The sequence below is a fragment of the Roseivirga sp. UBA1976 genome (assembly GCF_002336325.1).
GTDB lineage: Bacteria > Bacteroidota > Bacteroidia > Cytophagales > Cyclobacteriaceae > Roseivirga > Roseivirga thermotolerans.
Window position 1 is genome coordinate 1 of the sequence record NZ_DDDQ01000073.1, and the last position, 18,566, is coordinate 18,566.

Annotated in this window: 18 protein-coding genes; 10 read left to right on the plus strand and 8 right to left on the minus strand. The window is 43.8% G+C overall.

The features are described from left to right. The 4 genes from B3763_RS07290 to B3763_RS07305 all read left to right on the plus strand — a co-directional run. The coding region (locus B3763_RS07290) for an endonuclease/exonuclease/phosphatase family protein (RefSeq protein WP_286745242.1) at positions 1-813 on the plus strand (813 nt) is incomplete at its 5' end. Positions 814-835: 22 nt separating this feature from the next. Further along, positions 836-1,030 (plus strand): PspC domain-containing protein, encoded by a 195-nt coding sequence (locus tag B3763_RS07295; protein WP_286745245.1) that lies wholly within the window; start codon positions 836-838, stop codon positions 1,028-1,030. A 12-nt stretch (positions 1,031-1,042) separates the two neighbouring features. Continuing rightward, positions 1,043-2,659, plus strand: a complete 1,617-nt coding sequence (locus B3763_RS07300) for a hypothetical protein (protein WP_189630591.1) — start codon at positions 1,043-1,045, stop codon at positions 2,657-2,659. Between the two features lies 1 nt (position 2,660). Further along, positions 2,661-4,025, plus strand: a complete 1,365-nt coding sequence (locus B3763_RS07305) for a DUF5723 family protein (RefSeq protein WP_286745250.1) — start codon at positions 2,661-2,663, stop codon at positions 4,023-4,025. Here B3763_RS07305 and B3763_RS07310 read toward each other — a convergent pair. Continuing rightward, positions 4,020-6,329: an efflux RND transporter permease subunit gene (locus B3763_RS07310; RefSeq protein WP_286745253.1), complete on the minus strand. Its 2,310-nt coding sequence runs from the start codon at positions 6,327-6,329 to the stop codon at positions 4,020-4,022. The two genes, B3763_RS07305 and B3763_RS07310, sit on opposite strands and share 6 nt — an antisense overlap. Positions 6,330-6,359: 30 nt before the next feature. On the opposite strand from B3763_RS07310, the gene B3763_RS07315 reads away from it, so the two are divergent. Next, positions 6,360-7,154, plus strand: a complete 795-nt coding sequence (locus B3763_RS07315) for a thymidylate synthase (RefSeq protein WP_189630594.1) — start codon at positions 6,360-6,362, stop codon at positions 7,152-7,154. Here B3763_RS07315 and B3763_RS07320 read toward each other — a convergent pair. Continuing rightward, on the minus strand, positions 7,132-7,962 hold the full coding sequence (locus tag B3763_RS07320) for an aminotransferase class IV (protein ID WP_286745257.1): 831 nt from the start codon (positions 7,960-7,962) through the stop codon (positions 7,132-7,134). The two genes, B3763_RS07315 and B3763_RS07320, sit on opposite strands and share 23 nt — an antisense overlap. 82 nt (positions 7,963-8,044) lie before the next feature. On the opposite strand from B3763_RS07320, the gene sdaAB reads away from it, so the two are divergent. The 3 genes from sdaAB to B3763_RS07335 are packed head-to-tail and all read left to right on the plus strand — an operon-like array spanning position 8,045 to position 11,573. Continuing rightward, positions 8,045-8,722 carry an L-serine ammonia-lyase, iron-sulfur-dependent subunit beta gene (gene sdaAB, locus B3763_RS07325; RefSeq protein WP_189630596.1) on the plus strand — a complete coding sequence of 226 codons (678 nt, stop codon included), beginning with the start codon at positions 8,045-8,047 and terminating at the stop codon, positions 8,720-8,722. A 9-nt stretch (positions 8,723-8,731) separates the two neighbouring features. Further along, on the plus strand, positions 8,732-10,186 hold the full coding sequence (locus B3763_RS07330; RefSeq protein ID WP_189630597.1) for a TolC family protein: 1,455 nt from the start codon (positions 8,732-8,734) through the stop codon (positions 10,184-10,186). 10 nt (positions 10,187-10,196) lie between these two features. Beyond that, positions 10,197-11,573: an efflux RND transporter periplasmic adaptor subunit gene (locus tag B3763_RS07335; RefSeq protein ID WP_189630598.1), complete on the plus strand. Its 1,377-nt coding sequence runs from the start codon at positions 10,197-10,199 to the stop codon at positions 11,571-11,573. 91 nt (positions 11,574-11,664) lie between these two features. Here B3763_RS07335 and B3763_RS07340 read toward each other — a convergent pair whose 3' ends face one another. From B3763_RS07340 to B3763_RS07350, 3 genes are read right to left on the minus strand one after another with little or no spacing between them, the layout of a single operon-like run. Then, entirely contained in the window at positions 11,665-12,246 is a 582-nt protein-coding gene (locus tag B3763_RS07340) for a Maf family nucleotide pyrophosphatase (RefSeq protein ID WP_286745262.1), read from the minus strand. Next, complete coding sequence (locus B3763_RS07345; protein ID WP_286745266.1) at positions 12,209-13,513, minus strand: DUF1015 domain-containing protein; 1,305 nt, start codon at positions 13,511-13,513, stop codon at positions 12,209-12,211. The genes B3763_RS07340 and B3763_RS07345 overlap by 38 nt, the downstream gene beginning before the upstream one ends. A 1-nt stretch (position 13,514) precedes the next feature. Further along, positions 13,515-15,011, minus strand: a complete 1,497-nt coding sequence (locus B3763_RS07350; protein WP_286745269.1) for an acetyl-CoA carboxylase biotin carboxylase subunit — start codon at positions 15,009-15,011, stop codon at positions 13,515-13,517. Between the two features lie 157 nt (positions 15,012-15,168). Between B3763_RS07350 and B3763_RS07355 the strand changes: the two genes are divergently transcribed. Together B3763_RS07355 and B3763_RS07360 are read left to right on the plus strand one after the other, a co-directional pair. Beyond that, positions 15,169-16,419 carry an aminotransferase class I/II-fold pyridoxal phosphate-dependent enzyme gene (locus B3763_RS07355; RefSeq protein ID WP_286745271.1) on the plus strand — a complete coding sequence of 417 codons (1,251 nt, stop codon included), beginning with the start codon at positions 15,169-15,171 and terminating at the stop codon, positions 16,417-16,419. A gap of 99 nt (positions 16,420-16,518) precedes the next feature. Then, complete coding sequence (locus tag B3763_RS07360; protein ID WP_189630603.1) at positions 16,519-16,692, plus strand: histone H1; 174 nt, start codon at positions 16,519-16,521, stop codon at positions 16,690-16,692. Between the two features lie 72 nt (positions 16,693-16,764). On the opposite strand, the gene dapA is transcribed toward B3763_RS07360, so the two are convergent. The 3 genes from dapA to B3763_RS07375 form a co-directional block, all read right to left on the minus strand. Further along, the gene (gene dapA / locus B3763_RS07365) at positions 16,765-17,625 is read right to left on the minus strand and encodes a 4-hydroxy-tetrahydrodipicolinate synthase (RefSeq protein WP_189630604.1); all 861 of its coding nucleotides are present in this window, start codon (positions 17,623-17,625) and stop codon (positions 16,765-16,767) included. Beyond that, a complete protein-coding gene (locus B3763_RS07370; RefSeq protein WP_286745275.1) occupies positions 17,626-18,135 on the minus strand; it encodes a DUF6913 domain-containing protein in 510 nt (169 codons plus the stop codon). Beyond that, positions 18,136-18,566: BRCT domain-containing protein (locus B3763_RS07375; RefSeq protein WP_286745278.1), on the minus strand; the 431-nt coding region annotated here is incomplete at its 5' end.

Consider the following 18,566-nt stretch of genomic DNA (forward strand, 5'->3'; position numbering starts at 1 on the left):
ATAGCCCTGGTACTACTCATAGTTGGCTACCCTTTTCTGCAGGTGAGTTTTAGTTTTGGAGGAAGGGAAGAGTCTACGTCAAAATCTGTTTCAATAATGAACTACAATGTGAAATGGTTTGTAGACGCGAAAAAGGATAACTATGAGGAGGTAATCGACTGGATGGATAAAGTGGATGTAGACATTATGTGTTTTCAGGAGTTCTACCCACTCAAAAATATATCCCCTCGAATTGCCCAAAAAGGATATCGCGCCTCGTTGCACAAAGACCAGTTTCATGTAGCTATCTATTCCAGGTACCCCATTATTAACGAAGGGTTGGTTTTTCCTTTAGACGAGTTGAATAATGCACGGTTTGCCGATATTAAAATTGGAAAAGACACCCTCAGGGTCTATAGTGTTCATCTGGAGTCTATGGGTATTAATCCCGATAAAATTCAGAACCCTGAAGGCATTAAGCTGGAATATGAAAACGTGAAAAACCGATTTATTACGGCTTCGGCCAGACGAACACGTCAGATCAAAGAATTGCTAGCTCATGCAGCTTCAGGACCTCGAAAACATATTTTTGCCGGAGACTTCAATGATGTGCCCTTTAGCTACAATTACTTTCAGTTTAAGAAAAAGTATAAAAATGCTTTTGAAGAAGCCGGTAGGGGCATGGGAGTTACTTACAACGGAAAACTCCCTTTTCTTCGAATCGATAATCAATTCTATTCCCAGGGCATAAAAGCGTTGGAGCTCAAAACCGTCAATGATGTTTATTATTCCGATCACTTTCCCTTAATCGGAATTTATGATATAACTCCTTAAATTGTTGGCTAATACTATTTTTATGGCTGGCAACAACAAATTATACCGTTCTCAAGACAAGAAGATTATTGCAGAAGTTTGTGCAGGGTTGGCAGAGTATTTAGGTTGGGAGGTCTCCATGACCCGACTGGCCTATGTTCTGATCTCAATTTTTAGCGCTGCTTTTCCCGGAGTAATTGTCTATCTGGTACTGTGGGTTGTAATGCCTGAGAAATAATCAACCCGTGGTATGAAGAAATTATTGACTGTTTGCTTTGCTGCTCTGGCTGCATTTATGCTCGCCTGCAATGTGCAGTATTTTGAAGATGCCGAATTTGGCGATATCGTGTTCGACCCCTCCATTGCTGTTGTGTTTGGCGAACTAAACTATACGGTAAGCGATTTATTTGAGGAACTGAACGATGCTACAGCAGGAGTAACCACCAATGCTGAAAATGTGGTTACCATAGTCTATTCCGAGCAGTTACAGTCGCAAAGTGCCGAAGAGTTTTTGCAGGTACAAGATCAGACCTTTGGCTCGTCTCTTCCGGCCGGAACAAGCATTAGTAATCCACCGGCCACAACCACCATAACCATTTCTGAAACCTACGAGTTTGATTTGAGTCAGAGAGGCAATGAGGCTTACGACAGTATATTTTTTAAGGGTGGACTTTTTGAGTTTACGGTAGAGTCCGACTTTAACGCTAATATAGATTTTGAGGCTACCTTTCAGTCCTTAGAAAGTAATGGAACTCCGCTGGTTATGAGCGGCAGGCTCACCGCATCCAATAATACTTTTACCGATACCGAAAGTCTGGCCAACTATGCAGGCTACTTTCATCGCGACAAAGATGGCAATACTACTTCCAATAAATTTTTGGTTAACCTGACATACGACATTGAAGTAACCCCTTCCAGTTCCATTGCCGCTGCCGATCGTATTGAGTTTAACGTGGGCATGACCAACACCAGCTTTGAACGGGTATATGGTTTCATCGACTCTCAGGAGCTCGAAGTGAGCTTTGAGATTGTGAGTTTCGATTTCTTCGATCAGTTTGGCGATGGTACCATTCAGTTTGCCGATCCGCGGGTGTCTTTTGTATTCGACAATAGTTTTGGCTTCCCGCTGGGGGTAGATTTTCAACAGATTGCAGCCATTACCAAAACCGGTCAAATCATTAATCTGAGTGGCGATGTAATTAACCAACTGAATGTGGTAGCCAGACCTTCTTTGGCAAATGAAGGAGCCACAAGAACCACACAAATAGATCTGACACCTGAAAACTCAAACATCGATGAGCTGCTAAATGCGCGCCCCAAACGAGTAATTGTAGACGTTCAGGCCGCATCGAACCCCAACGGCATACCCTTCCAATACAACTTTGTAAACGATCAAAGTGTGTTGAATGTAGGGGTAGATATTGAAATTCCGCTTCACTTGAGCCTTGATGAGCTTAGAGCGGAAGAGAGCATGCCATTTACCAGCCCTGAAGATATAGATAAGGCCAAACGCTTACTGCTGAGGCTCATTGCAGACAATGAACTGCCCATGGGAGGACTGGTAGAGATCCAGTTTCTGAACGATCAGGGAGGAATAGTCTACACTATTGATGAGCAACCTGTTTTTGAAGCCGCTCCGCTTGGAACAAACGGCAGAACAACCTCATCCGTACGCACCATTGCCGATATCGAAATGGAAAGCGAAGATATTCAGGCCATTAAAGAAGCCACACGGATCAATCTGGTAGTTAAGCTTTCGACTACCGAGGTTGGGCAAGGGGCCAATGTGAAGTTTTTCGATGATTATCAGTTAAAGTTTACCATTGCTGGTCAACTGGATGTAGAACTAAACACTAACGGTAACTAAGATGAAGAAGCTCACTCTAACCCTTATTGCTCTTTTGGTTGCCGTTCAGGTTTCGGCTCAAGGTTTTTTGTCCTTCTATCAATTGCGCGATATAGTGCCACAAAGCAGTAATTTTCAACCTGCCTTTATCCCCAACAATAGTTTCACTTTTGGGCTTCCCGCCAATTTGGGAGTTACCGTTCAGGGAGATCTGCGCCTGGAAGAGCTTTTGTATAAGGCCCCCGGACAAAGTGATTTCACCGTCAACTTCGATGTTATGAATGGTGTAGCACTTACCACCAACCACGTGAATGTGCAGACCGATATTAATTTGATGCACCTTGCGTTTAAAACAAAGCAAGGCGGTTTTTCTGTGTTTGCCAACATAAGGGCCAATGTGGATCTTATTTACAACAAAGATTTAATTGAATTTTTGGCCAATGGTAACTCAACAAGAATAGGAGGTGCTTTGGACTTTTCAGGTAGCCGGGCTCGTATTGATGGATACCATGAAGTGGGTATTGGCTATGCCAGACGCTTTCTGGACGATAAGCTAACAGTTGGTGGCCGAATAAAAATGGTAACCGGAATGTTTCATGGCTCAATACAAGAGAATGCCACCCTAACCCTTACTACCGATGAAACCGACTATAGCTGGCACGTAGAAGTACAGAATGGAACGGTTAATACAGCAGGGTTCGATATGTTCGGAGATTCTGATGACTACTCTGATAGTGAAAGAATGCAGTATCTCATGTCTAATGGCAACCAAACCGTGGCCTTCGACTTTGGCGTGCGTTACCAGCCGCTGAAATGGCTGGAGGTAGAAGCGGCCGTAAACGACATCGGAAAAATTAAGTGGACAGAACAGGCCAAGAATTATAATACAGAGGATGCCTCATTTACTTTCTCGGGAATTGATTTACGCGATATGGAAGATCCGGAACAGGCCATTCAGGATAGTATAGTAAATAAGTTTACCTCTAACGAAACCAGAGAACCCTTTGAAACAACTATGGCTAAGCGTGTTTATCTGACAGCCTCTGCTTACCTGACTCCCAACGATCGATTCTCCATAACCTATTTCAAGCGCGATGCACTGTCTGGTATGCGGCCCAACTATGCCGTTTCTTTCAATCACAAGTTCGACAAGTTTGTGGTGGGTATTTTAGGAAGCTATAGAGGAGCCAATAATGAATATAATTTTGGAGCCAATTTGGGTACCAACATTGGACCGGTTCAGCTATACCTGGCTATGGATAACGCTCTGGTTACTAACAGGCCGGAACAATACAGTAAGGCCGACATCCGATTTGGTCTCAACCTTATGTTCGGTTACAAAAAATGGATCAAGAAGTCCGACATTGTCGATTTGGACAAGCTATAGTTTTTTGCGGCCAATGCGCCTGAGTATAATTGGCAAAATGGTGAGGTCGAATAGTACGGCCAATAGAGCCGCAAGCACTATGAAAAAGCCCAGATAAAATGCGGCAGAAAAGCCTGAGGCCAGAAAGACGGCAAAACCCAGGGCAATAACTATTGACGTAACCACAATGCTCTTACCCGTTTTTACAAAGGTGTTTTTAACCGCCTGTGATTGCTCTGAGCCTTGTCTTTCTTGTTGAAAACGTGCTATAAAATGTATGCTGTCGTCTACGGCTATGCCAAGGGCCACGGTAAAAATTATGGCAGTTGAAATATTCAGGTCTATGGCCAGCAGCCCCATACTACCAAACAGCAGGCAAATGGGAAGTACATTAGGTATTAGAGCTATGAATGCCAACAACCAGCTTCGGAAGGCCAGGAGCACAAATATACCAATACAGAGTAAGGCAAAGCCTAAACCTTTAATCAGCGAGCGTACAACGTAACTATCCGTTTTGTCAATAAGGTATGAGGCTCCGGTAAGTTTGGCCTCGAGCCCATTCCCGTTTATTTGAGAAGCTAAAAACACATTTAGGCTGTCGTTTAGAGGGTGGTAATGAGCGCTTCCAAGATCTTTGGTTCTTCCTAGCATGCGAATCATTTTTCCGTTAATTGACTGTACGTTATTTCGTAAGGTGCGCAGTCGAGGGGAGTAGTAATAACGCCTTACCTTATCCAGATCATCGGTTTGTGGCAGGGTGGCATACTTACGAGCTCCACCGTAGAGTCCTGCATTTATTTCGCGAATAAGCGAAAGAGGAGATTGCACATGAGCCACTCCATATTTTTGTTGCAGATAGTTTTCAATGCGCCCCATCTTTTCCACTACTTCTGGTGAAAAAAGATCAGCATTGTCGGAGAGCTTTATACCCAGTTCAAAAGGTTTGTAACCATCATAGTTTTTGTCGAAATAGGCTACTTTTTCCAGTTCCGGCTCGTTGCGTTGCAGCCCCACAATCAGGCTGGTAGAGAGCTCAAGTTTAGAAATGCCCCAAACCGAAGCAAGGCAGAGCAGGAGCGTGCCGGCAACAATAAACCGGGGCCGTTTTAGAATTTGCCCGTGAAGGTTGTAAAGTGTGCGTTCCCACGAAAAACCAAATGCCGATGTGTTTTGAACGGTAGACGGATAAAAATAAAGGAGGGCCGGAAGACTAAGGAATGTAACCACAAAAGCCAGTAGCACACCCGCAGCCGTAAGTAAGCCAAACTCCTTGATGGGAGTTATGGGTAAAAAGAGCAGGCCAAGAAAGCCCGTTGCGGTGGTAGCGGAAGTTAAAAAAGTAGCCTTTCCAATGGTTTTTACAGCCAATCGTATGGCCTCTTGCTTGGGTAGAGCCTGTAACTTTAACTCGTCATATTTATGAACGAAATGAATGACATCCGAAAGAGCCACAACCAATAAAATGGGCGGAATCATCACCACCATCACATCAATAGGTTTGTTTAGCCAGGCCATTAGCCCCATGGTCCAGATCAGTGTGATGAGCAAAACAACGAGTGGAAGTATCAGTCCTTTCCAGCTTCTGAATAACAGAAAGAGAATCAGTACAATAACCAATAGCCCTAAACCCAAAAGACGCGATAGCTCCTTTTCCAACTTTAAGGTAAAATCGTATTGCATTTGAATTTTTCCGGAGATGACGAAGTCTTCCAGTCCGGCAGAAGAAAAATGATCAGACAGTTGAAGGTAAAAGGCATCGGCATCTGGCTTTGCCTCAAAGGTTTCATGTTCCAACCATAAAAGTACCGAACCATCTTCTCTACCAAAGTAGTTGCCCAGCATTCCTAAAGAGTCTAGAATAGACGGTGTAAAACGGTTTATTTTGGGAAGCAATGGATAGGTGTTGGTGCCAAAGGGAGTAATTTGTATGCCTTTCAGATCTAAGGGGCTTTCTATGCGTTTTACCTCGGGCCACTGATCAAGGGTTTGTTTATGGAGCTCAACGCTATCGAGGAACGGTTGGGTGAGGCCTTCCTTGTTTTTTAGCACCACAAACAGAAAATCGTTGAATTGCCCAAACTCGTCAATGAACTCATTGTAATAGGCAAGGTCATCATCACCCTCGGGGAAAAAACTATTGAAGCTATAGTTGAACCGAAGGTCATTGAGTTTAGTACCAAAAAACAGGGTGATGGCCAACAGAATGAATAAGTGCCAGCGCGCTTTGGAGGTGTTAAGATAAAAGCAGGTGGTTAAAAAAACTTCCCAGCCATTTTCCTTGTGATCTGACTTCGGTTTACCCACATTTTCCGTTAATTTGTTCACTAGTTCAAATCTAAAAATACCCTACAGAAAATGAGGCAATACCACGAATTGTTGAGACATATTTTGGAGAATGGAGTGGACAAGGGCGATAGAACCGGCACTGGTACCCGAAGCGTGTTTGGGTATCAGATGCGATTCGATTTGTCCGAAGGCTTTCCGGTGGTAACGACTAAAAAACTCCATCTGCGGTCTATTATTCATGAATTGCTTTGGTTTCTAAAAGGAGATACGAACATTAAGTACCTGAAAGATCATGGGGTACGAATATGGGATGAATGGGCAGATGAGAATGGTGACCTAGGGCCTGTTTATGGCTACCAATGGCGGCATTGGCCCGATGGCAAAGGAGGTACTATTGACCAGATTACCAAAGTGGTTGAAAGTATTAAGAATAACCCTAATTCGCGCAGGCATATTGTAAGTGCATGGAATGTGGCCGATGTAGATCATATGGCTCTGCCTCCCTGTCATACCATGTTTCAATTCTACGTGGCCAATGGTAAGCTCAGCTGTCAGCTTTACCAACGGTCGGCCGATGTCTTTTTAGGGGTTCCTTTCAACATAGCCTCCTATGCCTTACTCGTGTTAATGATAGCGCAGGTTTGTGATCTGGAGCCGGGCGAGTTTGTTCACACTTTTGGCGATGCTCACCTCTATTCCAATCACTTCGATCAGGCCAGGTTACAGTTAACAAGAGACTTTAGGCCTCTGCCAACAATGAAACTGAATCCTGAAGTGAAGGATCTGTTTTCATTTACCTATGAGGATTTTGAACTAATAGGTTACGATCCGCATCCGCATATTAAGGCCGAAGTAGCTGTGTAAGTATTGGCTTTAAAAAAGCCAGAGGGTTCTCTTTCCTTTGAGTACTATTCATAAAGTGAGAATAATACCTGATGCCCGATGCATTGGTAGTAAAAATACATTGTGCTGTTGGGAGTACCTCAGGGTTGGCTTTTACCTCATTCACTACCATGCCGGCCTTTTCGGCTTTTTCAAGCACAGCCCTTCGCATAATACCTTCTATACAGCCGGTGTCTAAAGAAGGAGTAAATAGCTCACCATTGGTTACCCAAAACAAGTTGGCCATGCTGGCTTCTGCCAGGTGTCCTTCGGTACTTAGTAACACAATCTCATCCCATTCATTTTCTGCCCTTTCTTTTCCTGCCAGTACATAGTCTATGGCATTTGTTCTTTTGGCAAAGGAGTAGAGGGTATGCCGGGTGGTAATGGTTTGGCTCAAGCCAATAGTGCCCAGGCCTTCAAAAAATGGTTTGTGAGAGGGCGTGCACTCCAACAGAAAGCCGCAGCTGTTTTGCTCCGGGGCATACAGTCCGCCTTCATTTCTCCATACTATGAGCTTGGTTCGTGTGGCGCCTTTAACAGTGTTCTCTTTGCACAATTGCTCAATACTGTCGCGCACATAGTTGGGGGTCAACACTTCAGGAGCCTTCATGCCGTAGACCGTGGAGGCACGCAACAGCCTTTCCAAATGCCAATCAATTAAATCAATTCTGTCCGGGCCTGTAACAATCGTTTCGAATAGGCCGTCTCCATAACAAAATGCACGATTGCTTGTTAAAATCAGCGGTTTGGAAGTGTCAATAATTCGGGAGTTAAATATTGCTTTCATGGAGGGTATTCACCTTTCAAACATAATCGAAAATCAAGTAGGGCATATTTATCTAATATTGAAAACATAATTTGGATGATCTATGGCAGAGCAAAGTAGTGTGTTTGATATGATTGGTCCTGTAATGATAGGCCCCTCCAGTTCTCACACCGCTGGAGTTGTTAGAATAGGGCGTGTAGCCCGCAAGATTTTAGGTAAGGCTCCTGAAACTGCCGACATAACGTTTTACAATTCTTTTGCCAGAACCTATGAAGGCCATGGCTCTGACCGTGCAATTATTGCCGGGCTAATGGATTTTAAAACAGACGATGACCGGATTAAAACCGCCCTCGACCTGGCCAAAGAAGCTGGCTTTCAGTACAAATTTAAGTCGGTAGGCAATGCATCTGTTATGCACCCAAATACGGTTAAGGTGGTAGCTACCAGTGGAGACCGCACCATTGAGGTGGTGGGTGAGAGCCGTGGTGGCGGGGTGATAAAAATTGGCAGTGTAAACGGTTTTGGAGTAGGGTTCAATGCCAACCTGAGTACAATGATTATAATGGCAGCCGATAAAAAAGGAGCTATTGCCTTTATTGCCACAGTTTTAGCCAATGAAGATTGCAACATTGCCTCCATGGCGGTTAACCGAAAAGGTAAGAACGACCGAGCCTGTCACGTGATAGAAATGGACTCTAAACCCTCGCAGGTAACCATCGATTTTCTGAAACATTTGAGCTGGATAAATGAGGTCATATTTATTCCGGATATAGATTTTTAAATACAAATCATGAAGTTGAAAAAAACAATAATTTTTGGGCTGGGAATGCTCCTGAGCTTTCACTTGGCTCAAAGTCAGGAAGGTCAAACAACTTTCACTCTGGAAGAGTGTATTAATTACGCCTGGGAAAACAACCTGAGCGTAAGAAGCAATCAACTAAACCAATTGGGCAATGAAATAGCCCTGAAGCAATCCAGATTTGCCCTGTTGCCAAGCGTAAGTGCCAACGGAAGCGTGGGTAAATCGTTCGGTAGAAGTATTGATCCGGTATCTAACTCCTTTGTGAGTCAGGATTTCACTACCGGAGGTCTCTCTGCTAGTTCGTCTGTGGTACTCTACAGCGGAGGAGCTCTTAGAAATACCATTAAAAGAAATGAGCTGAATCTGGAAGCCAGCGGATTAGACCTTGAAAAAGCTAAGAACGACATAGGCTTGCAGGTGGCGACTAACTTTCTAAACGTACTGCTCAATCAGGAACAACTGCAAAATGCAAGGTACCAGCGAGAGGCTACAGCCGCACAATTAGATCGTACGACCAAATTGGTGCAGGCAGGCTCTCTGCCCATTACCAATCAGCTTGATTTAGAGTCTCAGTTGGCTTCTAACGAAGTTCAGGTAGTGAATGCCGAAAACGCTTTGAACCTGGCTATGCTTAATTTGAAGCAGGCTATGCAGATGCCAGCAGAGGTAAACCTTCAGTTGGAGGCACCAACCCTGGAGATTGAATCAGTTAGGCTGGCTATGAGCAACCCTTCTAAGATTTATGAAATAGCACTAGACAATCAACCCGATGTAAAGAGTGCCGAACTGGGAATACAGAGCAGTGATATGGATGTAAAAATTTCTAAAGGAGCTTTCCTGCCCACCTTGTCATTGAGCGGTAGTATTTCTACCAACTATTCCGATCAGGCAAGGCAGCTTACCGGTACACAAGAGGTTGTTGTGCCTGCCCAGGAAATTGGCTTTGTGCAAGGGACCAACGAGACCGTTTTTTCCAATCCAAGAACGCAAACCGTGCCCGTATTTTCTGATTCATACAGGTTTACTGACCAGTTTAATGATAACCTGGGGCAATCCGTTCGGGTAAACCTGAGCATTCCTATCTTCAACCGTTATGGAAATACTGCCAACCTACAGCGTGCAGAGATTAATAAGCAGCGTGCAGAAATTCAGGCCCAAACGGTGAAAAATACACTGAGACAAAACATTGAGTCGGCTTATAACACGGCTTTGGCCGCTTTGAAGTCTTACGAAGCTTCTCAAAAGCGAGTAGCGGCCCTCGAAGAATCATTCCGGGCCACTGAGCAACGGTACAATGCGGGTAGTGCCAATTTTGTGGACTATCAGGTGGCCAACAACAACTTATTTGCAGCCAGAACTGACCTTGTTCGGGCCAAGTACGAATACATATTCCGTGCAAAAATTTTAGACTTTTATTTGGGTAACCCAATCACTTTAGATTAAGAACAACAACATGGCTAAGAAGAAAAAAGGATCGAATCGAATTGTCTGGATACTACTGATAGCAGTAGCCGCCATTATGATATTTGCTATTGTAGGTAAGCAAGCAGGCTTTATTGGTGGTGCGAAAACCTTGTCTGTAGAAATGGCAAAGGTAAGCCGTAACACCATTATAGAAAAAGTTACTGCTTCGGGCGTGGTTCAGCCAGTAACAGAAATTATCATAAGCCCCGATGTTGCAGGGGAAATTATAGAATTGAATGTAGAAGAAGGAGACTTTGTCAATGAGGGCATGGTGCTGGTTAAAATCAGACCTGATAACTTACAGTCAGCCTTAGATAGAGCTCAGGCCAACCTTAACCAGCAATTGGCCAACCTAGCCTCTGCCAAGGCCAACAAGGCCCGCAGCGAGGCACAGCTCACTCAGGCAGAACTTGCTTTCAAAAGGGCAGAGCAATTGAGAAAAGAGAATGTGATTTCAGATGCCGATTTTGAAACGGCTCAGTCTAACTATCTCACGGCCAAGTATAACCTGGAGGCGGCAGAAGAAAGTGTGAAGGCAGCCGAATACATTATCAAATCGAGCCAAGCTACAGTTGATGAAGCTAAGGAAAACGTGAGGCTCACTGTGGTTACGGCTCCTGCCAGTGGTACAATTTCTAAACTCAACGTAGAGAAGGGAGAGCGTGTGGTAGGTACTCAGCAAATGGCCGGTACAGAAATGATGCGTCTGGCAGACCTTAACCAAATGCAGGTTGAAGTAGATGTAAACGAGAATGACATTATTCGAGTGAGTGTGGGTGATACCTCAATTATTGATGTGGATTCTTACTCTCAGATGGATAAAAAGTTTAAGGGTATAGTCACTCAAATTGCAAACACGGCTAATCCAAAAGCTTCGGCCGATGCGGTTACAGAGTTCAAAGTAGAAATAAGAATTCTCAACGAGAGTTTTACCGACCTGCTATCGGAAATTAATGGTCCTTCACCTTTCCGTCCGGGTATGACAGCCAGTGTTGAGATTATCACTACAACCAAGCAGAATGTACTTTCAGTGCCCTTAGCGGCTGTAACTACCCGTAATCCTAACCTCAAAGGAGCTAACGGAGAAAATGATAATGAGACAACAGCTACACCGGCTTCTAACCGACTGGCCAGTGAAGACAACCTCAAAGAAGTTGTTTTTGTAAATGAAGGGGGCGTGGCTAAAATGGTAGAGGTAACAACCGGCATTAGCGACTTCGACAATATTGAGATACTATCCGGTTTAGATGAAGGTCAGGAGGTTATTTCAGGGCCATTCTTTGTAGTGTCTAAGCGATTGAAGGATGGGGATTTGGTAGAAAAAATGCAAGCCAAAAAGCCGGCTGCTGCTCCTGCAACGAACTAATTAATACAGACTCATAATTATCAATTAAGAAGCACTCCTAAAGGGGTGCTTTTTTGTTGAATACGGATGACCAAAAGTTTTGCAGATAAGGTTAGACCTGCGAAGTGAATGACCTTAGCGTTTTGTATAGCCTATGAAGCGGCAGCCCCATCACATTGTAATAGTCGCCCTCAATTTTATGTATACCAATCATGCCAATCCATTCCTGAATGCCATAGGCTCCTGCTTTATCGAAAGGCTTATAAAGGTCTATGTAATGGTCTATTTCAGCGGCTTCGAGAGCATCGAAGTAGACCAATGTACTTTCTGAAAATGAGGTGATTTTATTTTGGGTTTTGAGACATACGGCTGTGATTACCTGGTGACTATTGCCGGAAAGAGCCTGCAGCATGGTTTTGGCATCATCTCGGTTGGCCGGTTTAGCCAACGCCCTGCCATCGCATATCACAACTGTATCGGAAGTAATAACCAATTCTGAGGCTAGTAGGTCATCAAAAGCTTCGGCCTTCTTTCTGGCAATGAACTCTGCCATTTGGGTGGCTTCCAGATGAGTAGGGAATGTTTCGTCAACAGGCCTAACCCGAACTTCGAAGTCAAGCCCCAGGTTCTTTAGTAGCTCCTGCCTTCTGGGAGATTTACTCCCAAGGATTAAACGGTAGGGTAAATTCATCATCCTTTATAGATCCGAATAAATAGCCACAAATCACTTTTGGGTAAAAATATGTCGATTTTTGAGGTAATGTATAACCGGAATGACATACCTCCTTTACCGTGTCCATGCTTATTTCTTTGGTTATGATGGCAAACTGGGCTTCGTTGCGAATGGTTTTGCTCAGGCAGGTGGCGAAATTTCTTTCGAAAGAAATGTTTCTGGATTTTCGCTGGTCTTTGCCTTTTATACCAAGTGCTTTCTCTATGATGAAGTAGTGCATCACGGTAAGATCCAGCCGCTTTACAACCTCTGGAAAATTCCACTCCATTGCATCCAGTGCTTCAGGCTTCAGTCGTACTTTAAAGGTTTCATCTTTAAAAAGAAGACCAAAAGCCCATTGCTTACCCAGAATTATCTCCGTAATGTCATACGGATTTTCTATAGGGCGAATGAAGAAATAAGGCTCCAGCTTCTTCATAAACTCCTCTCGGCTAAAATCGTTAATGCCGTTTATGAGTCGGTGAGTCGGCAGAATGCGAAGGTCATCAGCCTCGCCATTGGTGAGGTACATAAGGTGAAAATTAAAGCCTTCATGTCCTCCGGATCCTTGTTTTTCTACCATCTCCTGCCTGTACTGTATGGAGCTCTCCAGGCGGTGATGACCATCGGCAAGAATGATTTTCTCAGGGCCTAGTTTGTCGATGAACTTTTGAATAATGTTTCGATCGTGGATCACTGAAAGTACATCTTTTACCCCTTGGTAGTCTTCCGTTTCATAAATAGGGTTTAGCTGGCTTTCATCCATGTATTGCTCCAGCTCAAAGTCAGGATCGAAGTATAGACCGTGAGTAGGACTAACGTTCAGTTCTGTTGCTTTCAATACTTCTACACGATCGGCTACCGAGTGAGGGATGGTGTTTTCATGCCTTAAAATAACGGAGTCGGGTTTTCCCCAATCAGTGGCTTCTATGAAGCTAACGAACCCCTTTCTTACGTAATTTTTATCGCTTCCCGGTAGGGCAAAATGCTGGTAATACACATAAATTCCGGGAATTGGGTCTTGCTCAATTATTCCTTTCTCTTTCCACTGGGTAATGGTATGCCGTGCTTCTAGCGGACTTTCCGAGTTCAATGGAACGCTCAGGTGTATGCTGTTGTAAGGTATAGCATATAGAGCGTCTCGCTGTTTTTCGGAAATCACATCGAACAGCGGAGAGGTTAGCTCATCTATAGTACGAGATAGCTCCTTGTTGTATCTCCATGCCCTAAAGGGTAGAATTTTCGCCATACTATTGCTTTGCTCTCAACTTCCATTTACTCAACTGTCCGCTCGCATCGGCACGGTTGGTAGCTTTTTTCTTTTCTTCAAGGGCATAGGCAGCCAGAGCAATCGCTATGGTTTCTTCCTCTTCATTATGAGCATCAAGATACTCCGGTTTAAAGTGATTTTGAACAAACTTTGTATCGAAGTCACCGCTGATAAAGGCACCGTGCTTCAGGGCAAAGGAGCAGAAGTCGAGCGTGGTGCTAATGCCTGTGATTTCGTATTCATTGATGGCTCTGAGCATTCTCATTCTGGCTTGTTCCCGGTTTTCACCCGTAGCCACAAGTTTGGCAATCATAGGGTCGTAATAGATCGGAATATCCATGCCTTCTTCAAAGCCATCATCTACACGGATTCCCGGCCCCTGGGGTATCTTATAGGTTTCAAGACGGCCGGTTTCGGGAAGAAAATTCTCTTTGGGATTTTCAGCATATACCCGTACTTCAATGGAGTGTCCTTTAATCTTCAAGTCTTCCTGGCTGAAGCTTAGCGGGTGTCCTTCGGCAATCCGTATTTGCTCTTTTACCAGATCAATGCCTGTTATTTCTTCGGTCACAGGATGCTCTACTTGTAAACGCGTATTCATTTCCAGAAAGAAGAAGTCGAGATTCTCATCTACAATAAACTCTACCGTTCCTGCACCGTAGTAGTCGCATGCTTTTGCCACACCAATGGCTGCTTCTCCCATAGCTTTTCTTAATTCGGGAGTTAACACGGATGAAGGGGCTTCTTCAATTACTTTTTGGTGTCTGCGTTGTATAGAGCATTCTCTTTCGAAAAGGTATACCAGGTTGCCATGCTGATCGCCCAGCACCTGAATTTCTATGTGCCGAGGTGAACCGATGTACTTTTCAATAAAGACAGATTTATCTCCGAAAGCCGATTCGGCTTCGCTCATGGCACGCTGCATTTGCTCCTGAATATCCTCAGGCCGCTCTACCACACGCATGCCTTTTCCTCCGCCTCCGGCACTGGCCTTAATGAGTACGGGGTATCCAATATCTTCAGCAATTTTTCGGGCTTCGGCCAAGTCTGTAACGGCATGGTTTACCCCAGGAATCATGGGCACGTTGTATGCTTTAACAGCATTTTTTGCGGCAAGTTTATCGCCCATTACTTCTATAGCGTGTGTAGAAGGGCCAATGAAAATAATGCCTTTTTCGGCCACCTTTTTGGCAAATGTGGCATTTTCAGAGAGGAAACCATAGCCGGGGTGAATAGCATCTACGTTTAATTCAAGGCAGATGTCTATGATTCTATCCATCTTAAGGTATGACTGATTGGATGGAGCCGGCCCAACGTTTACGGCTTCATCGGCATAGCGCACGTGTGGTGAATGAACGTCTGCATCGCTGTAAATGGCCACGGTTTTGATGCCCATTTCGCGGGCAGTTCTCATTACACGGATGGCAATCTCGCCTCGGTTGGCCACTAAGATCTTCTTAATTTTACTTTCTGACATAGGCTCAAATTCTCGCTTGCAATGCTAATTAATAATATTGGTTTTGAGAACCAATCAGTCTTTTATATGTGTCTCTATTTTTGATAAATGGTTATTATAGTATTACCTTTGCGTCTTCTTTGAATAAGTGAGAATCGACTATTAAAGCACTAAGGCGTTGGATTTATTTGAAAAATTATTGTCTAATCAAGGCCCACTAGGCAAGCATTCAGACGTATCAGAAGGGTATTTCATGTTCCCAAAACTAGAAGGAGAGATAGCTCCAAGAATGAAGTTCATGGGAAAAGAAGTATTGACCTGGAGTTTAAACAATTACCTGGGTTTAGGTAATCACCCCGAAGTAAGAGAGGTTGATGCTCAGGCAGCTGCCGACTGGGGAATGGCATACCCGATGGGAGCCAGAATGATGTCTGGTAATACCAGTTATCATGAGCAACTCGAGCAGGAATTGGCCGAGTTTGTAATGAAAGAGTCGGCTTACTTGCTTAACTATGGCTACCAAGGAGTTTTATCTATTATAGATGCTCTGGTAGATCGTAAAGATGTAATAGTGTATGATGCAGAGTCTCATGCCTGTATCATCGATGGAGTGAGGCTTCATATGGGCAAACGTTTTGTTTTCCCTCATAACGATATTCAGAACCTTGCCAAGCAGTTGGAAAGGGCTACAAAAATTACCAAAGAAACCGGTGGAGGTATTTTGGTAATAACTGAAGGGGTTTTCGGAATGACCGGTAACCTGGGTAAGGTAAAGGAAATTGCCGAGCTGAAGAGTCAGTTTAATTTTAGGCTTTTGGTAGATGATGCACATGGTTTTGGAACTATGGGGGCTACCGGAGCCGGCTCAGGCGAGCACTTGGGTTGTCAGGATGAAATAGACCTTTACTTCTCTACTTTTGCCAAGTCTATGGCGGCTATTGGTGCCTTTGTGGCTGGAGACAAGGAGATCATTAAGTTCCTTAAGTATAACATGAGATCTCAGATTTTTGCCAAGTCTTTACCAATGCCCTTTGTCATTGGCGGTCTTAAAAGGCTCTCTATGTTGCGCGATAATCCGGAGCATAAGAACAAGCTTTGGACGATTGTTAACGCTCTGCAAAGTGGCTTGAAAGAGAAAGGCTTTAGCATTGGTACAACAGAATCTCCGGTTACTCCTGTGGTATTGAACGGTACAGTAGGAGAGGCTGCAGCACTGAGCAAAGACCTGAGAGAGAACTTCAATATTTTCTGTTCGGTGGTTATTTATCCGGTGGTACCTAAGGGTATGATCATACTTCGTCTTATACCTACGGCATCGCACTCTTTGGAGGATGTTGAGGAGACCATCGCAGCCTTTGAAGCAATTAAAGGAAAACTTACATCAGGGGAGTATAGAAAAGAAGAGTTGGCCCTCGCCTTTGGTGAGTAAAACTCAAAAAAAAGTGCCTCTATTGTTGTGAATAGAGTATTTTGCTTTATATTGCTCTGAATTAAACAATATTATCAACAACCTTAAAACACGATAAATATGAGTCAATTTGCCAAAGTAAAAGCATTAGTAGATTCACTTGAGGACGATTTCGCAAAATTCTATGACAAAGGTAACCAGGCTGCTGGTACTAGAGTTAGAAAAGGAATGCAAGAGCTTAAGAACCTAGCTCAGGAAATCAGAATCGATGTTCAAAACATCAAGAATAGCTAATACGGAAACCGTATTTATATAAAGAGGCCAATCAATTGCTTGATTGGCTTTTTTATTGTCTCAATTTTTGGTTTAGAGCAACGCGGCTATCCTCTGCTTAAGTTCTTCAGTAGCAGGGAGTAAGGGTAGTCTTACCTGATTGTTACATACCCCTTTTTGTCTCAATACCTCTTTTATCCCAACCGGATTACTCTCTACATACATTAGCGGGTTTATAGCTTCAAAGCTGTTAGAAATCTCCTTAGACTTTTTAAAATCGCCACTCAGTGCCAATCGGGCTATCTGACTGAATTCTATGGGAAACCCATTGGCCAAAACTGAGATAACTCCACAGCCGCCCATCTCCATAATTTCGGTGGTAATGAGGTCGTCTCCGGAAATAAGTAGAAAGTTTTCTGGCTTTTGGGTGGCTATACTTTGGCACTGATCGAGCTTGCCTGAGGCCTCTTTTATACCCAATATGTTAGGATGTTGGGCCAGAGCAAGCGTAGTTTCGGCCAGCATGTTTGACATTGTTCTGCCCGGAACATTATAAAGTATTACCGGAACCGGGCTTGCATCGGCCACTTTTTGGAAGTGAGCAATAATACCTGCCTGACTAGGCTTGTTGTAGTATGGACTCACTGAGAGTAGAGCGTCTACTCCATCGAAGTTTGTATCGTTTATTTCATCGAGTACGGCCGCGGTATTGTTGCCGCCAATGCCGTATACTATGGGTAATTTCTTCGTGTTATTTTCTCGCACGAAGGCTAGAATTGCTTTTTTCTCGCTTTTAGTGAGTGTAGCTACTTCACCGGTTGTTCCCATAACAACGTAATAGTCAACTCCCTCGCTGGTGAAGTCGAGTACTCGCTTAAGACTATCATAATCTACCAGCCCTTCTTGAGTGAATGGCGTTATAAGTGCCACTCCTGTTCCATGTAATTTTTCCATTTACCTGATTGCCTTAATGTATTTAACCATTTGCTCTGCAAAATTAGCAGTCCCGGCACTTTTGTTGATACCAATCATCAATTCATAATAATTGGTGGCCGTTTCAGAGTGAAAACCAACCCTGCACTTGGCTTTTGTTCGATTTAACAGCGTTTGAGCAATTTCGTTCAATTCAAAATCGAGATGTAGCAGATAGTCGAAAGAAGTGTCTAAAAAGCTTTCGGTTTCCGGAGAATTAAGTTTGCCCCAACTGCTAATCTGGTCGATTTTCAGAGTGGCACGGTTGAGAGATGGTACTTCCTTTTGGTTCACAAAACAAAGCACTTGAATGTGCTTATGCTTACCCAGTTCTTCAACCAGCTGGTTTATGCTTTCTTCTTTCTTTTCGCCTTCATAGGTATAGAGAACGCCAATGTTAGTGGCCTTTTCGTATGGTGGTATAGGCTCTTTGTACTCGCGTTTTCTGGGCTTATTGACAAGCCCCAGAATCTTCCTTCCTAGTATTGACATTTAGCTGTTGATGAGTTGAATGAATTCATCTTCTGAGATGATTTTAATGCCCAATTGAGTGGCCTTTTCCAATTTGGCAGGTCCCATGTTTTCTCCGGCCACAAGGTAGTCTAGCTTAGCGCTGATGGATGAGACTACTTTGCCGCCATTCCGTTTAATCTTTTCCTTCAATTCGTCTCGCGAAAACTGATGAAATACTCCACTGATTACGAAAGAAAGATCTGTCAGTTTTTGGCTTTCACTTACCTCTTCCGTTTCTTCTATCTGGAAGTGGAGTCCGGCTTGCTGAAGATCGGCAATTAGTTTCTGATTTTTTTCATGGCTGAAGAAATCTGTCACACTCTCGGCAATGCGTTCTCCAATTTCGGGCACGGCAACCAATTCTTCCAAGGAGGCATTCATCAGGTTGTCAATAGTTTTGAAGTGGCGGG

Excerpts from the sequence above, each read along its gene's own strand:
- B3763_RS07300 (WP_189630591.1), top strand. The coding sequence starts at position 1,043 with ATGAAGAAATTATTGACTGTTTGCTTTGCTGCTCTGGCTGCATTTATG.
- B3763_RS07320 (WP_286745257.1), bottom strand. The coding sequence starts at position 7,962 with ATGAAAGCAATATTTAACTCCCGAATTATTGACACTTCCAAACCGCTG.
- B3763_RS07345 (WP_286745266.1), bottom strand. The coding sequence starts at position 13,513 with ATGGCGAAAATTCTACCCTTTAGGGCATGGAGATACAACAAGGAGCTA.
- dapA (WP_189630604.1), bottom strand. The coding sequence starts at position 17,625 with ATGGAAAAATTACATGGAACAGGAGTGGCACTTATAACGCCATTCACT.
- B3763_RS07330 (WP_189630597.1), top strand. The coding sequence starts at position 8,732 with ATGAAGTTGAAAAAAACAATAATTTTTGGGCTGGGAATGCTCCTGAGC.
- B3763_RS07305 (WP_286745250.1), top strand. The coding sequence starts at position 2,661 with ATGAAGAAGCTCACTCTAACCCTTATTGCTCTTTTGGTTGCCGTTCAG.
- B3763_RS07335 (WP_189630598.1), top strand. The coding sequence starts at position 10,197 with ATGGCTAAGAAGAAAAAAGGATCGAATCGAATTGTCTGGATACTACTG.
- sdaAB (WP_189630596.1), top strand. The coding sequence starts at position 8,045 with ATGGCAGAGCAAAGTAGTGTGTTTGATATGATTGGTCCTGTAATGATA.
- B3763_RS07340 (WP_286745262.1), bottom strand. The coding sequence starts at position 12,246 with ATGATGAATTTACCCTACCGTTTAATCCTTGGGAGTAAATCTCCCAGA.
- B3763_RS07295 (WP_286745245.1), top strand. The coding sequence starts at position 836 with ATGGCTGGCAACAACAAATTATACCGTTCTCAAGACAAGAAGATTATT.
- B3763_RS07360 (WP_189630603.1), top strand. The coding sequence starts at position 16,519 with ATGAGTCAATTTGCCAAAGTAAAAGCATTAGTAGATTCACTTGAGGAC.
- B3763_RS07315 (WP_189630594.1), top strand. The coding sequence starts at position 6,360 with ATGAGGCAATACCACGAATTGTTGAGACATATTTTGGAGAATGGAGTG.
- B3763_RS07370 (WP_286745275.1), bottom strand. The coding sequence starts at position 18,135 with ATGTCAATACTAGGAAGGAAGATTCTGGGGCTTGTCAATAAGCCCAGA.
- B3763_RS07350 (WP_286745269.1), bottom strand. The coding sequence starts at position 15,011 with ATGTCAGAAAGTAAAATTAAGAAGATCTTAGTGGCCAACCGAGGCGAG.